Source organism: Chlorobiota bacterium, assembly GCA_016710285.1.
Lineage (GTDB): Bacteria > Bacteroidota > Ignavibacteria > OLB7 > OLB7 > OLB7.
Genome location: JADJXR010000001.1, coordinates 3,877,186 through 3,890,870, shown reverse-complemented (window position 1 = coordinate 3,890,870; position 13,685 = coordinate 3,877,186). Strand labels below are relative to the sequence as shown.

The following is a 13,685-nucleotide window of genomic DNA, read 5'->3' as shown; positions in this document are numbered from 1 at the left end:
GGAGGTTCGTTCAGACGTTATTCATGGGACCGGCTCAAAAATGGGAAAAAAAGGTTGAACGATGGGCGGGGAATTCGGCAATCAGAAGAATTTATACCATGGCGACTGCCGCCGGCTGCCAGTGGGTGAGCCAAGTTCACAAAAAAACCACTGGGCATTCCTGCATCGGAATGCCCAGTGGTGCATCAGAAACGAATGAAAAAACGGGGGCGCGGCTGCGTGCTATTCCCCCATGGAGATATGACCCAACTGCCCCAACAGCCCTAAGCCATCGGAGTAGTTATGGCCTTCGATTGCCTGGCCTTCTTCATTGAATGTCCAAACTTCGCAAACATCCAGAGTGAACGGTTTTCCGGTGGGAGGGAAGGGACCCAATGCTCCATCTTGGTTGCCAACGGCGCGGAATTGGGCCACCACGGTATTCCCCATTTCCACGTACTGGGCATCTTCAATTCGCACATTTGAGGCCATTGCAAAGTGCTGCCCCAACCAGCCCTGGAATTCCTCTCGTGAATCTGTCTTTTGGTTTCTGCCGTGGTCGGTAAAAGTCGCATTTGCTGCCAGCAGCGAAGCCGAGTCGGCAAGCCGCATTTCCGAAAAAGCTTGATGAGCCTTCTTTAAGTTTTCAACTGCGTTTCCCATGGTGCGTGTCTCCATTCGGTTTTGTGATTTAAGGTTGCACTTGCCACTACGGGAAGCCGAAGGATCTAGATGTTGAGGCCGAGATGGAGATTGAACATCAAGATCAAAAAAACGCTACGGCAACACCCGCCGGACCGAGACGAACCGCTTCCGGTAGTACTCTTCGGCAAGGCTGTTGATCGTCACGCCGATGGAGGTGCTGGCGTGAATAAACATGTTGTCGGCAATGTAGATTCCAACGTGGGAGACGCCACTTCCCGACGTGTTGAAAAAGACCAAATCGCCCGCCTCCGCATCCCGAAGGCTGATTGCTTCGCCAACCGTGGCCTGGCTTGCGGAGTTCCGAGGAAGTTGCTGCGGAAGTTTCTGGGAAAGTTTCTGGGGAAGGGTGGAGAACAGAGTGCAAACAAAGCCGGAGCAATCAACCCCGCTGCGGGTGGTTCCGGCGTAGCGGTAGGGGGTGCCAATCCACGATTCAGCTTCTTGCAACAGCAATCGGCGTTCCTCTGGAAGGTCTGGTTGGGCGTAGGTTCGGCGCAATGTTTCCCGCTCGGTTGCGGTTGTGCCCGCGCCACTTTTGGCCACCACGGTTCGCTCCACACGGGTTGCTGGGCAGCCGCCAAACAGGAACGAGCAGCAAAGAAGCGCAGGGAGCAGAAGGCGGGTTGCGCGTTCTGTGGTTAGTGGGCGTGATCGTGTTCGCAGCGTTCGCACGCTTTGCAAAGCCGGTTGTTGATGTAGTAGCTGGTGGCAATCATCATCGCCCCAAAGCCAGCAATGTATGGGTGGAGCGTTTCGGCAAGCTCACTGTGGGATTCGTGCCCAAAAAAGTTGAACAGCAGAACCACCACCCCCGACGTAAGCAGTACAATCGGGTTGATCTTTTGATGCAGGCGGTAGGAGGTCCCAAGCGTGATTGCCCCCAGCACCACCGAGATTCCAATCATTGCAAGCTCGAACCATCCGCTTGCCAAAAATCCCAGTCCCAACGTTGGCAACACGCCAAGCAAGAACGGCATTGCCATGCAATGAATGGCGCAGATGGTGCTGGCCGACAACCCAAGCCGGCCAAGAAGTTGCGAAGTGCGCGATGCGGTATGTGCGTGCGTATGGGCCATTGGTGAAGCAGGTGGGGGCGTTGATTATGGAGTTTCGGTGTTCGGTTCTTGGCAATCGGGGCAGGTCCCGAAAAATTGCAGCGAGTGGCGAATGTTGCTGAAGCCGGTGGACTGCTCAAGCGTGCGCTCCAGCCGCGAAAGCTGGCATTGCTCCAGCGGGCTTGCGCTGCCACACACCGAACAGACAATGCTGTGGTGGTGGTGCTTCGAGCGGATGGCATACCGCCACCCTTCTTTCATCCTCTCAACCCGCATGATAAGGTGGCAACGCTCCAGCGTCTCCAACGTTCGATAGACCGTCACCAGGTCAATCGCTACTCCGGTGGTGCTTAACGCTTCATCAATCTGCGCAGCGGAAAGGGGAGTGGTGGAAGATTGCAACGCCAGATAGACGCTTCGCCGCGCACCGGTGCTTCGCAAGCCTTGCGAGCGGAGAAGGTCGTCCAGATCATCACAGCGGGATTTCATCAGCGGCAAAAGTAATGCAGGTGCAAGCCATTTGCAAGAGTTCTTGTTGTGATTGCTTGTGTCGGGGGGGGATTAGCCTTCAACATCATCCCCATGTACCACGCGGCCCCGATTCATCGGGGCCGCTACACCTTTAACTCTTACCCGATCGCCCGCTCGACCCACGCAGCGCCGGCGAACATTTTGGCTTCTTGGAAATGCGGAGCCATGAACTGCGCGCCGATTGGCAAACCGGAATCGTCCGTTCCAATGGGGAAGGAGATTGCGGGAACCCCGGTCAAGTTTGCGGCGGCGGTGAAGATGTCGCTCAGATACATTGAAATCGGGTCGCTGGTCTTCTCGCCAAGCCGGAACGCTGGCGTTGGAGTGGTGGGGGCAAGGATCAGGTCAACCTGCGCAAATGCTTGGGCCATGTCGCGGTGGAGCAATCGGCGGACCTGCTGGGCTTTGCGGTAGTAGGCATCGTAGAAACCGCTGGAAAGGACGAACGTGCCAAGCATAATCCGCCGCTTCACTTCGGTCCCGAAACCTTCGGTGCGGCTTAGCTCATACATCTCCTCCAACGTCTCGGCATTGGGCGAGCGGTATCCGTAGCGTGCGCCGTCGAACCGGGCAAGGTTGGAGCTTGCCTCGGCAGTGGCGATGACGTAGTAGCAAGGGATGGTGTACTTCGTGTGGGGAAGGCTGATCTCCACAATCTCCGCTCCGCCCTCTTCCAGCCGTGCGCGTAGCTCGCTCATTCGGCGCACCACGGCTTCGTCCATTCCATCAATAAAATATTCGCTTGGCAGGCCAATCTTCATTCCGCGAACGTCGGCATAGTCCAGCCCTTCGGTGTAGCTGCCAACGGCTTCTTGGCTTGAGGTGGTGTCGTTCGGATCGTGGCCGGCAATCACTTCGGTGATGAGCGCGGCATCGTGAACATTCCGCGCAAAAGGGCTTATCTGGTCCAGCGACGACGCAAACGCCACCAGCCCGTAGCGGCTGACGCGGCCGTAGGTGGGCTTCACCCCAACAACCCCCAAAAACGCTGCCGGCTGGCGGACCGATCCACCCGTTTCTGAACCAAGCGAGCAATGGGCCATTCCTGCGGCCACGGCAATCCCCGATCCGCCGGAAGAACCGCCCGGGACGCGGCTGGAATCCAGCGGGTGGAATGCCGGGCCAAAAAAGGATGTCTCGTTCGATGAGCCCATCGCGAACTCATCCATGTTCGTTTTGCCGACGATGATCGCATCCTGGGCCAACAGCCGCTCGACCGCTGTGGCGGAGTAGAGCGAGGTGAAGCCGGTAAGAATTTTGGATCCGCAGGTAAGCTGCGCATCCTTCAGGGCGATGTTATCCTTTAGGGCTACGGTCATTCCGGCAAGGCGGCCGGCGGTTCCGGAGCGAAGCCGTGCATCAACGTCGGCGGCGCGTTGGGCGGCTTCGGTTGGAAGCGGGGCAAGGAAGGCGTTCAGCGCGCTTCGGTGCTGGATGGCATCAAACGAATCGGCGACGATCTGGGCGCAGGTGGTTTCCCCTGCATCAAGTCGCCGCCGGAGTTCACGGTACGATTCTGCGGTCATTCTATCGGGAATTTCGGAGTTACTGTTGTGCCGTTTGTGGCTGTGGTCGCCGGGTCCTGCGGGTGCAGCCCGGATGGCGCGAACGGAGCCGACTCGCTGATTGCCGGGGGCGCGGGTTCGGCAGGATGTTCTGCGGGTTGTTGTTCCCCTTCGGCCAGTGCTGCTGCGGGTTCTTCGCGCTTGTACGGGTTGCTTCCCGGGCGTGCGATTGTGGCCGGTGGAGGGGATGATTGTGCGGAACGCTGGCGCTGCTCTTCTTCGCGGAACGCCGTGTTGATGTGATCGTTGAACTGCTGCTGGGCGCGCCGAAATTCGCGAACCCCTTTGCCAAAGCTCTGCATCAGCTCCGGCAATTTCTTCGGTCCAAACAGCATCAGGACGACGATCAGAATAAGGAGCAGTTCCTGTCCACCGATATCGAACATCGTAAGTCTCCTGTGACAACGGCGGAAGGCCGTTATCATCAAGCAAGGTAGTCGGTTACTGTGGGGGTTACGGGCGGCGCTCTTCGTACTGGCGATCGGCAGCGGGTTGGCGCTGGTCGTCGTATCGGCGGTCCTCCAATCGGCGTTGGTCGTCGTATCGGCGGTCCTCTATTCTGCGGTCGCTTTCATCGTCGCCGTTGGTTGCTTTCTTGAACTCCTTCACCCCGCTTCCAAGCCCGCGCATCAGTTCCGGGATTTTTTTGCCGCCGAACAGGATCAGGATGATCAAGACGATCACAATGATTTCTGTTGATCCAAGTCCCATCATGGTATCACCTTTCTATGAAGTTTCCACCGGTTGTTCCGGCTGTTGTTGTTTGCTGGGTTGCTTTCCGTTTCCGGCTGACGTTCTTTGTGGGAACGTAATTGCCCGCGGGTTTGTGCCGCGCCGTTCGGTTCGGTTCCGCTGCGGCAAGTTGAAGGCGATTGCTGCGCCGTGTGCTCCCAAATTCCGGCAGCGTGCTTAGATATCAAACGGCGTGGGTTCCGATCCTTCCAGCGTGTCGTCTTCGTCGTCGTTGCGGGTGCGGATCAGGATGATGATGTGGCGGATGATGCCGTACAGAAGGTACAACGCCATCAGCGGAAAAATCGCCTCCCCTTTTGTGACGGCTGCCACCACCAGCCCCGTCATAAACGCCGTGGTCTTGATCGGGTGCTTCTGGAATGTTCGCTTCGATGGCTTGGGGATGGTGTCGTAGCGGATGGTGCTGACCATCAACAACGAAATCCCAACGGTCAGAACCGCCATTGCCTCATCTTTAATTGCCCCCGGGGGGAAGTAGCTATCGGCAGGGAGGTGGAAGAAGACAAGGTAGCTGATAAGCGTCACCGCTGCCGAGGGGATTGGAAGCCCCATGAAGTAATCTTTATCGAACCCGGTAAGCTGCACGTTAAATCGCGCCAACCGAATGGCCCCGCAGATTGCCGGAAGCGCCGCCAACAGCACCCCGGTGGTTTCCCACTTGTGGAAAAACGCCATGTACAGCATGAACGCCGGCGCCGCCCCAAAGCTGACGACATCGGCCAGCGAGTCAAGCTCCACGCCAAACTCTGAGCTTGATTTTGTCAGGCGTGCCATTGCGCCATCAAGGGCATCGAATACCCCGGCAAGAACAATCAGCCATGCCGCCGCCATAAACTCCCCTTCGGTTGACTTCACCATGGCGAAGAAGCCGCTGAAGAGGTTCATGGAAGTAAAGAGGCTCGGGATCACCGAGCGGGTAACGCGGATCGGCACGGAATGGACGTTCCTGTTGGTGTACGAATGGGAGGGTGATCGCTTCCGGTCACCTTCACCGACTTGCAAAATCTTCGGCGGCAAATATAGGGAAGTGCGGGGCTTGTCAGTTGCTGGGTCCCAGCTATCAGTTTTCAGCAGAAAAAACAACCCCCTGCGCCCTCGGTTACGGCATTGTGAAGATGACCGTTTCCCCGGCAACCACAATGTCCCCCAGTTTCACATGGACTACGGCTTCCGGCGGAACCACCAGGTCCACGCGGCTGCCGAACTTTATCATTCCGAACCGTTCCCCAATCTTCACGCTGTCGCCAACCTTCAGGTTGCAGACGATTCGCCGCGCAACCGCGCCAGCAATCTGCTTGTGCAGCACCCGAATGCGCCCGTTCCGCACGCCGATGTGGGTCCGCTCGTTCAGCTCCGACGCTTTGTCGTGGAAGGCCACAAGGTATTCCCCTTTCACGTAGCGGTAGTGGTCAATCTCCCCGCTAATCGGGTGGCGGTTGACGTGAACGTTCAACGGCGAAAGGAAGATGGAGACCTGCTTTGCCGGGCCGTTGTGATACTCGTTATCAATAATGTCTTGGACCACCACAACTTTGCCATCGGCGGTGGAGAGGACGGTTCCGTCGTCAATCCCAGCCGGAACCGTGCGGTCGGGGTCGCGGAAAAACCAGATGGTGAACAGCAGCAGGAACACCCCAAGGGCCATCATCACGATGCTGAGCAGGGGGATCGGCACAAAGTATCCGCCGATAATCAAGGCATCGGCAATCAAGAACGATCCGATGATGACATCGGTTCCGTAGCGGGTTAGTTTCATTGAATAACTGGTAAGGAAAGGTTCAGTTTTTGAGTTGGAATGGGTCCTTGGCTATCGGCAATTGGACCGTCGCCAACGGCTTCGGCAAACAGGTCGTAGTCCATCGCCCCGGTGTATTCAACCTCAACAAAATCGCCAGGCTGCAAGGGGAAGTGGGAGGTGACATAGACCTCTCCATCAACTTCCGGGGCATCCCGTTCGCTGCGGCAGATATACTCACCCTCGGTCGCGCTTTCCACAAACACCCGCTCGCGCTTCCCCACAAGCAACTCGTTTTTCTTGGCCGAGATTTCGCGTTGCAGCTGCATCACGCGGTCAATCCGTTCCTGCTTCACCTCGGCTGGGATTGGGTCGCCAAGCGGGTGCGCGGTGGTGTTTTCTTCCTGCGAGTAGGCAAACACGCCAAGCCGGTCGAACTCCGTTTCGGCAACAAAATCCAGCAGCTCCTGGAACTCCGTTTCCCCTTCGTTGGGGTATCCAATAATGAGGGTTGTGCGGAGTGTGATGCCTGGAACAGCTTGGCGAATCTTCCCGATAAGCTCCCGCAATGCCCTGCGGGTGTGGCCACGGCGCATAGATTTCAGCACGGGGTCCGCAACGTGCTGGACCGGCATATCAATGTACTTGCAGATTGTTGGCTGGCTTGCAATCACCGGAAGGATATCCAACGGGAAGCGGGAGGGATAGGCGTACATCAGCCGGATCCATTCAATGCCGCGAACTTGGGCAAGTTTTTCCAGCAGCGTGGCAAGCCGGCGTTCGCCGTACAGGTCAAGGCCGTAGTAGGTGGAGTCCTGCGCAACCACCACCAGCTCCCGCACGCCGTTCATTGCCAGGTGGTTGGCTTCAATCAAAATTTCTTCCATTGGGCGCGATCCATGCCCGCCGCGCATCAGGGGGATAGCACAAAACGAGCATGGGTTATTGCAGCCTTCGGAGATTTTTAGATATGCCGAGCGTGTGCCCGGGGGGACGTAGCGGTCGCTGATAAGATCATATTTCAGATTGGGGCTGATGGTCCGAAGGATGTTCGTGAAATCGGTGACACCGAAGTACGCATCAACCTCCGGGATTTCCTCCTCCAAATCATCCATGTACCGCTGCGACAAGCAGCCGGCAACGTACAGCTTGCCGATCCGCCCTTCGCGTTTCATTGCTGCGGCCTGCAGAATGGTGTTGACCGATTCTTCCTTGGCCACATCAATAAACCCGCAGGTGTTGATGATGACGGCATCGGCGCCATCGGCTTCGTCGGCAAGTGTGATGTTGTTCTTCCGCAGAAGCCCCATCAAGGTTTCGGAATCAACGGTGTTCTTGGAGCACCCAAGCGTCAGCACGTTGACGGTTTTTGTTGGTGTGGTCATAAGGAATCTGCGGCCAGTGTATGGGTTACGATAATTGTTCAAGCAACGAAGGTTGCGGAATTTCTTTTAATATGCCAATAGGTTGTTCTTTCAGGTTGCGAATATCCACAACAGCACCGTAGGGAATAAATAATTCATGGAATTTATGATACTTATTTCCCCAATACACAATGGCGCACGACATTGGTGCACCTTTGCCTTCATCTTTGCCATTGACAAGAAATCGCAAGCGGGTGTCGTACAGGAACGCAATAGCCGTAGCATGACCCCAGACATACTGTTTCCAGTGCCGAGTATTGGTGGCAACGGGAACCAGCGCAATCACCTCCGATGAATATCGCCGATGAGCATCGGCACAACGATAAAGCCAGTGCTTGATGGTTGTACCACGCCCGCGATCGGCACCATACGGAGGGTTTACAAAAATCCTTGGATAATTCCACGACTCACGCAATCCATCGTGAATGGGAAGGTGATATTCCACAGTTGCTTTAATTATGGAGTATTGATTAGAGCATGGGTCAAGATCAATAACCCCCTCAAAAAAACGCCGGATTACATCAACGTATTTTTGAGGAGTTCCCCAATGTTGGCTTAATGAATTAACGGTACGTCCAGCACTCATAGGTTCAAGATCGTCTTCCAGTTTTTTTGTGAGAGTGCATCAAGCTCGGCACGTAGTTCACTGATGGTGGAGTTGTGCGGGGCTATCAAGCTAAACCATCTGTCAATATCGGAACGGTTAGCATGGAAATATGCACGCAATTTTCTGTCGGCTTCAAGATCAATTTGCACTTTCGTGAAGGAATTCTTCCGGCGTTGCCCGCTATAGCTACGAAGAAAAACCTCTTGAACGTGTTTCATATCCGCATTTGGTTCAAGCAAAGCATCACTGATGAATTGAGCAAGCGCGCTATCCGTTAGAAATAAAAGCCAATCGTATGATTGGGATAACACTTTCATTTCTTTGTTCTGATTTTGTGCCGTGAACCAATTCCCATGATTGCTAACAACGCCAATTGTCAGAATAAATCCCTCAAGCAATGAACGCAGATTCGATGCAAGAACCTGCTGTAATAAAACGCCATAGGGTTGGCAGGTAATGGAATTATCTTCATGGTGAAGAATACCGCCTATCTCACCATTGCGAAGCCGAATTTTCTGTAGCGACGACACGCTTCGGGCTACATATGCTCCTTGCTTTGCTTTTTCAATAGACTGCGGGCCTTTCGCGCCCCTTCTTCCACACCCACCCTTTTGCATTCTACAATCGCAAAGGGGTGGCGATATAGATCAGTCAGTTCCACCTGTGCAACGGTTGGCGTTGCAGCATCATGGTAAGAACGTAGGCTTGCAACTTGAAAGCCAGTAGCTGTTTCGCCAACAATGCAAGCATTCCTCAAAAGGCTATCTCTTGATAGTAGCTGCGATGAAAGATTCCGAACGACCGATGTATTGCTGCTATTGGGCCGCGTGCCTGTAATTTTAGCGGCAGTAATTGGCAGTTGAATATCCTGTAACTCAACAGTTGTGCTGTTCAGTATTGGATGCAATGAAAATTCAACTTTGTGGGTCAGCAATGGGTTCGCATACTCAGGAATAGATCGTTCAAGAGCAATGGAGTTTTTATAACCCCAAGAATCAAGGGCGTACAATGTGATGATTTCAACAAATGTCCCTAAAGCCCTGCCTGCTGCCTTCTTCCTGTCGGCAGCATAGCCGAACACCTCCTGTGCCAAAATTTTCTGAAGCGCATCAATGGATGGGTATGCCATGGTAAGCCCTTGAGCAAGACAAGAAGAATGACGTTATCCCAATGAACCGGCAAATCTACTGCCCAACAGCCCTGACCCCAAAGCATGGTAACACTAACAAGCAAATTCCCTTCATGGGATGATCGGGCGTGGGGGGGCTTGTAGTAGATTGCCCATCCGAACATACTTAACGCAACCGATCCCATTCGCAGCCCATGCCGCAGCCCATACCATTCCACCAGGCCGTGCGCCAGTTCTTGGAGTATCTAGAGCTTCAGCAGCGGTACTCGCCCAAAACGATCGAGGCATATCAGAGCGACCTTGAGCGGTTTGCCGAGCATCTTCGGAACGTGCTGGGCGTTGACATCCCAATGCTGGGGGATGTAACCCAGCGTGAGGTTCGCGGTTTCATTGCAGCACTGCACAAAGCCGGCCAGTCTCGCCGGACAATTGGCAGAAGGCTTGCCGCGCTGAAATCGTTCACAAAATTCTGCCGCCAGATGGAGTTGATCGAAGCAAATCCCACCGCACTGGTGGTTGCTCCGCGCCCCGAAAAACGACTCCCTACCGTCCTTAGCTCCAACGAGGCGGAGCACCTGATGGAATCCCCCGACACCACAACCCCCAGCGGGAAACGGGATGCCGCTATTCTTGAGATGTTCTACTCTACTGGGCTTCGCCGTGCCGAGCTTTGCGGCATCCGCCTGCGCGACGTTGACCACGCAAACAACACCGTGAAAGTTTTGGGGAAGGGGGGGAAGGAACGGATCGTCCCCTTTGGCGGTCGCGCTACCCAGGTGCTGCGGGAATACTTGGGCGTGCGGTCCGAACTGGCAACCGCCGAATCCCCCGACGCGCTGTTCCTGACCAATCGCGGCAACCCATTCGATGGAGGGGGAATCTACCGTGTGGTGCGCCGCTACATGAAGGGAGTTACCGAGCAGAAGAAAAAAAGCCCGCACGTGCTGCGCCACACCTTCGCCACGCATCTGCTGGATGCTGGCGCGGGAATCCGCGAGGTGGGGGAATTGCTGGGGCATTCCTCGTTAAGCAGCACCCAAATCTATACCCACGTCACCATCGAGCGGCTGAAGAACGCCTACAACCTTGCCCACCCACGCGCCACCGACGACGGAAACGATGGCCCGCCGCCGAACCAACAGGAACCGTAATGCCACGCCGCTCCCCGTTTAGAAGCAATAAAAATTTTGTTCTGTGCGTCCAATGCGTTGCCTTTTGTATTGCCGGACTGTATTTTTCGGCAGCACCAACAGCACTGGCTCAGGAGCAAGATGGGACTCGCGTCACAATACTCACTGATAACGACAGCCTCCACCACGCGCCACGCGCTCAACTTCTGGATGTTTTCACCGCTGGACTGGAAATTTTCACAGCTCCAGGGGGGGGTACGTTGTTCGATGAGTACCGAAAACTTGGCGGCTCCATTACCGGTTTTTCGGCAATCCCTGCGCCAACGCTATCGTTGCGGGTGGGCCTGACCGAAGACCTTCGCGTGGTTGGCTACGGAACTTATTTTGGAGCAAGCACAGTTGATTTGTACGACGTGACGCAAAGCCCCAAAGGGACCGACTCGGCAATGCAAGGAAGTGTGGTGGCCTCGGTGGTGGAAGATTTTTCTGTGAAAACATTGCCGTTGTTTGTGGGGGTGGAGTATGCGCCGATTCGTTCGCAGTTTACCAGCTACGTTGGCGCAGTTGCTGGCCCGGTGGTCTCCTCAGTGATGTGGAACACCACTGCCCGCCAGCAGACGCAAGCTGCTGAATATTATCGGCCAAGTATCAACGCCGATAGTTGGGGGGTGGCGGTGGGGGGGAAACTGTATGCGGGGCTGGACTTGCGGTTCGACCGCTCGGTCCAACGTCCAATCCGTGGGGTTTGTATCGAGGCGGCGTTCAGCATGATGCCCGTGCGCCACGATGTCTTTCAAGCGATTCTTACCAGCTCGCGCGGGGTCGCAACGCTGCCCGAACGAAGCACAACGCTTCAGATGGGGGGCTTCTCGATCACCATAGGGCTTAACTTCCAGTTCCTGCGGAAACGATAGCGGGGGCTGGGTTCGATCACCATAAATAGAGATAGGAGCAGACGTTATGAACATCAAGCTCACAGCGCGCCACTTCAAAGCGCGCCCCGATCTGCAGCAGTTTGCCGCCGACGCTGTCCACAGCCTTCGGCACGTCTATGATGGAATTTTGGGGGCTGACATCGTTCTGGAAGATGAGACCAAGATGGGGGTGGACAAAACCGCTGAGATCAGCCTGTTTGTGAATAAAGACCGTCTTGTCGCCAAAGAACGCACCGACGAGTTCAAAAAATCCATTGTGGGCTGCGTGGATAAACTTGAGCGGATGCTGGTCAAATACAAGCAAAAACGCCACGAAAACCGCCACCATCAAAAAACGGAGCCGCAGACCGGAACCATCTATTAACCATTGGCTGGCGAAAAAAAAGAAGAGCATCAACGAACGGAGGGTTGCAACGCGCAACCCTCCGTGTATTTATATATCCCGCAAAAGAGTCGCCATCTATGTCATCTTCCTATCCCTGTTCCTGCCGGCTTCGATAACTTGCGCCGGAATCGGTTCCGCCCACTTCACAAACCAGCAGCCTATGTCAGTTTTTGAGAGCATCCAGGAGATCCGAAAGGGGAGCATCAGCGTGGGATTCCTTGCCGACGAATGCCGCGAGCGGTTCGCGCTTGTTCCGTTGAACGAGGGGGTCGGTCGGGAAAAACTTATCACCGACAAGAACCTCCACCGCCCGCAGTTGGCACTGACCGGCTACACCCGGCTGTTCAGCTACCACCGGGTCCAGGTGATTGGCAACACCGAGTTCTACTACCTGAAAAGCCTGCCGCTGGAACGGAGGATCGAAGCCTTCCGAACCGTTTTGGAGTTCGATGTCCCCTGCTTGATTCTCACCTCGGGGAACAGCCTGGAACCAGAACTGGTGCAGATCGCCACCCAGCGTGGGATCGCGCTGTTCAGCACCCGCCACGACACCACCAAAGCGGTCTATTTCCTGGGCGATTTCCTTGATGACCAGTTCAGCGCGTACGCCCCAATCCACGGCGCGTTTGTTGATGTGTATGGCGTTGGCATCCTGTTCGTTGGCCGCTCAGGAATCGGGAAAAGCGAGATAGCCCTGGACCTTGTGGAACGGGGCCACCGCCTTGTTGCCGACGATGTTGTGATGGTGACGCGAAAAGGGGAGGGAATTCTGATGGGGGCTGGAACCGCGCTGACCCAGCATTTCATGGAGGTTCGCGGGCTGGGGCTGATTGATATTCGCCAGATGTTCGGGATCCGCGCCATCCGCTTCCAAAAACGGGTGGAGCTGATTGTGAAGTTGGAGGAATGGGATCCCGCAACCGAATACACCCGCACCGGCCTTGATGACGACACCACCACGTTGTTGGAGATCGAACTTCCGTTGGTTCGCTTGCCAATTTTTTCCGGCAAGAACATCACCGTCATTGCCGAAGTCATTGCGCTGAACTACCTGTTGAAGCATTATGGCTACAATCCGGCGAAGGTGTTTGCCGAAAAATTGCAGGAAACAATCGCGCAGAAGTCATCGGGAAAAGGGAAGCCTGGCGACCGTTCCATACCATATTTCGAGCATGATTTCGAGTGATGCTTGAGGTGCGAACTTTAAATGAACTCATCGAAAGATTACAGTTTCGTGATTTTTCACCAGCGGTGGTGGATTGCACAGGAATCGCTGTATATTTGCCAACCTTTTCAAACAAGCAGCGGCTGTGCTTCGGTTTTCGGGGGGGGTGGCCAATGCTTTCCAACTCACGTTTCCCTTGCAATCGTTGGCGTTCCTCCTGTTGGCCAACGAACCTTCGGAGTCCCGAATGTACTCTCTCCAATTTGCACGTCGTTTCTCCTACGCCCTGATGTGGGGCACGATCGTTGCTGCGGTGCTGCTGGCTGTCACCAGCTAAGCCGCCGTCGCGCGTCCTAAGCATTGCAACCATTCCGCCGGTGGCTTCCTTCCGTTGGAAGCTGCCTTGTTGCCGTTGGCGATTTTGCCATTTCCCCACCAATCCGCACAACCACCGCAACCCTTGCTGAACTGCGTAACGCCAGATTGGCTTGCGAGTGTCTTCGGCTGAATTCACTGGCCGTTCGATCTTGTTCAAGAACCCTGTAACGCCATGACCGCTGCGCTTGGCCTGTTTGGTGACCAATCAA

17 protein-coding genes are annotated in these 13,685 nt (G+C 55.3%); 4 read left to right on the top strand and 13 right to left on the bottom strand.

Translation table 11 applies throughout. The features are described 5' to 3' along the window. Window positions 1-222: 222 nt before the first annotated feature. From IPM61_14535 to IPM61_14475, 13 genes are all read right to left on the bottom strand, one after another. The gene (locus tag IPM61_14535) at window positions 223-657 is read right to left on the bottom strand and encodes a nuclear transport factor 2 family protein (protein MBK8912532.1); all 435 of its coding nucleotides are present in this window, start codon (window positions 655-657) and stop codon (window positions 223-225) included. Between the two features lie 99 nt (window positions 658-756). Continuing rightward, entirely contained in the window at window positions 757-1,356 is a 600-nt protein-coding gene (locus IPM61_14530) for a C40 family peptidase (protein ID MBK8912531.1), read from the bottom strand. After that, complete coding sequence (locus IPM61_14525; GenBank protein MBK8912530.1) at window positions 1,323-1,760, bottom strand: MerC domain-containing protein; 438 nt, start codon at window positions 1,758-1,760, stop codon at window positions 1,323-1,325. The genes IPM61_14530 and IPM61_14525 overlap by 34 nt, the downstream gene beginning before the upstream one ends. Window positions 1,761-1,784: 24 nt before the next feature. Next, window positions 1,785-2,228, bottom strand: coding sequence for a transcriptional repressor (locus tag IPM61_14520; protein ID MBK8912529.1), 444 nt, complete (start codon window positions 2,226-2,228; stop codon window positions 1,785-1,787). Between the two features lie 140 nt (window positions 2,229-2,368). Next, the gene (gene gatA, locus IPM61_14515; GenBank protein ID MBK8912528.1) at window positions 2,369-3,796 is read right to left on the bottom strand and encodes an Asp-tRNA(Asn)/Glu-tRNA(Gln) amidotransferase subunit GatA; all 1,428 of its coding nucleotides are present in this window, start codon (window positions 3,794-3,796) and stop codon (window positions 2,369-2,371) included. Continuing rightward, a complete protein-coding gene (tatA, locus tag IPM61_14510; GenBank protein MBK8912527.1) occupies window positions 3,793-4,221 on the bottom strand; it encodes a twin-arginine translocase TatA/TatE family subunit in 429 nt (142 codons plus the stop codon). The genes gatA and tatA overlap by 4 nt, the downstream gene beginning before the upstream one ends. 67 nt (window positions 4,222-4,288) lie before the next feature. Continuing rightward, window positions 4,289-4,549, bottom strand: coding sequence for a twin-arginine translocase TatA/TatE family subunit (locus IPM61_14505; protein ID MBK8912526.1), 261 nt, complete (start codon window positions 4,547-4,549; stop codon window positions 4,289-4,291). A gap of 195 nt (window positions 4,550-4,744) precedes the next feature. Then, window positions 4,745-5,521: a CDP-diacylglycerol--serine O-phosphatidyltransferase gene (gene pssA, locus IPM61_14500; protein MBK8912525.1), complete on the bottom strand. Its 777-nt coding sequence runs from the start codon at window positions 5,519-5,521 to the stop codon at window positions 4,745-4,747. 166 nt (window positions 5,522-5,687) lie between these two features. Beyond that, window positions 5,688-6,344 (bottom strand): phosphatidylserine decarboxylase family protein, encoded by a 657-nt coding sequence (locus tag IPM61_14495; protein ID MBK8912524.1) that lies wholly within the window; start codon window positions 6,342-6,344, stop codon window positions 5,688-5,690. After that, window positions 6,341-7,708: a 30S ribosomal protein S12 methylthiotransferase RimO gene (gene rimO, locus IPM61_14490; GenBank protein MBK8912523.1), complete on the bottom strand. Its 1,368-nt coding sequence runs from the start codon at window positions 7,706-7,708 to the stop codon at window positions 6,341-6,343. Before rimO ends, IPM61_14495 begins: the two co-directional genes overlap by 4 nt. A gap of 25 nt (window positions 7,709-7,733) precedes the next feature. Further along, the gene (locus tag IPM61_14485) at window positions 7,734-8,333 is read right to left on the bottom strand and encodes an N-6 DNA methylase (GenBank protein MBK8912522.1); all 600 of its coding nucleotides are present in this window, start codon (window positions 8,331-8,333) and stop codon (window positions 7,734-7,736) included. Next, window positions 8,330-8,884, bottom strand: coding sequence for a hypothetical protein (locus IPM61_14480; GenBank protein ID MBK8912521.1), 555 nt, complete (start codon window positions 8,882-8,884; stop codon window positions 8,330-8,332). Before IPM61_14480 ends, IPM61_14485 begins: the two co-directional genes overlap by 4 nt. A gap of 8 nt (window positions 8,885-8,892) precedes the next feature. Beyond that, window positions 8,893-9,483, bottom strand: coding sequence for a hypothetical protein (locus IPM61_14475; protein MBK8912520.1), 591 nt, complete (start codon window positions 9,481-9,483; stop codon window positions 8,893-8,895). Window positions 9,484-9,677: 194 nt separating this feature from the next. Between IPM61_14475 and IPM61_14470 the strand changes: the two genes are divergently transcribed. From IPM61_14470 to IPM61_14455, 4 genes are all read left to right on the top strand, one after another. Then, window positions 9,678-10,634: a tyrosine recombinase XerC gene (locus IPM61_14470; protein ID MBK8912519.1), complete on the top strand. Its 957-nt coding sequence runs from the start codon at window positions 9,678-9,680 to the stop codon at window positions 10,632-10,634. Beyond that, on the top strand, window positions 10,634-11,527 hold the full coding sequence (locus tag IPM61_14465; GenBank protein ID MBK8912518.1) for a hypothetical protein: 894 nt from the start codon (window positions 10,634-10,636) through the stop codon (window positions 11,525-11,527). Before IPM61_14470 ends, IPM61_14465 begins: the two co-directional genes overlap by 1 nt. Before the next feature lie 46 nt (window positions 11,528-11,573). Next, window positions 11,574-11,912 (top strand): ribosome-associated translation inhibitor RaiA, encoded by a 339-nt coding sequence (gene raiA, locus IPM61_14460; protein MBK8912517.1) that lies wholly within the window; start codon window positions 11,574-11,576, stop codon window positions 11,910-11,912. A 181-nt stretch (window positions 11,913-12,093) separates the two neighbouring features. Then, window positions 12,094-13,119, top strand: a complete 1,026-nt coding sequence (locus IPM61_14455; GenBank protein ID MBK8912516.1) for an HPr kinase/phosphorylase — start codon at window positions 12,094-12,096, stop codon at window positions 13,117-13,119. Window positions 13,120-13,685 lie beyond the last annotated feature (566 nt).

Coding starts and splice junctions, on each gene's coding strand:
- IPM61_14475 (MBK8912520.1), bottom strand. CDS start 9,483: ATGGCATACCCATCCATTGATGCGCTTCAGAAAATTTTGGCACAGGAG.
- IPM61_14465 (MBK8912518.1), top strand. CDS start 10,634: ATGCCACGCCGCTCCCCGTTTAGAAGCAATAAAAATTTTGTTCTGTGC.
- IPM61_14505 (MBK8912526.1), bottom strand. CDS start 4,549: ATGATGGGACTTGGATCAACAGAAATCATTGTGATCGTCTTGATCATC.
- gatA (MBK8912528.1), bottom strand. CDS start 3,796: ATGACCGCAGAATCGTACCGTGAACTCCGGCGGCGACTTGATGCAGGG.
- tatA (MBK8912527.1), bottom strand. CDS start 4,221: ATGTTCGATATCGGTGGACAGGAACTGCTCCTTATTCTGATCGTCGTC.
- IPM61_14485 (MBK8912522.1), bottom strand. CDS start 8,333: ATGAGTGCTGGACGTACCGTTAATTCATTAAGCCAACATTGGGGAACT.
- IPM61_14535 (MBK8912532.1), bottom strand. CDS start 657: ATGGAGACACGCACCATGGGAAACGCAGTTGAAAACTTAAAGAAGGCT.
- IPM61_14455 (MBK8912516.1), top strand. CDS start 12,094: ATGTCAGTTTTTGAGAGCATCCAGGAGATCCGAAAGGGGAGCATCAGC.
- rimO (MBK8912523.1), bottom strand. CDS start 7,708: ATGACCACACCAACAAAAACCGTCAACGTGCTGACGCTTGGGTGCTCC.
- IPM61_14525 (MBK8912530.1), bottom strand. CDS start 1,760: ATGGCCCATACGCACGCACATACCGCATCGCGCACTTCGCAACTTCTT.
- raiA (MBK8912517.1), top strand. CDS start 11,574: ATGAACATCAAGCTCACAGCGCGCCACTTCAAAGCGCGCCCCGATCTG.
- IPM61_14470 (MBK8912519.1), top strand. CDS start 9,678: ATGCCGCAGCCCATACCATTCCACCAGGCCGTGCGCCAGTTCTTGGAG.
- IPM61_14520 (MBK8912529.1), bottom strand. CDS start 2,228: ATGAAATCCCGCTGTGATGATCTGGACGACCTTCTCCGCTCGCAAGGC.
- IPM61_14495 (MBK8912524.1), bottom strand. CDS start 6,344: ATGAAACTAACCCGCTACGGAACCGATGTCATCATCGGATCGTTCTTG.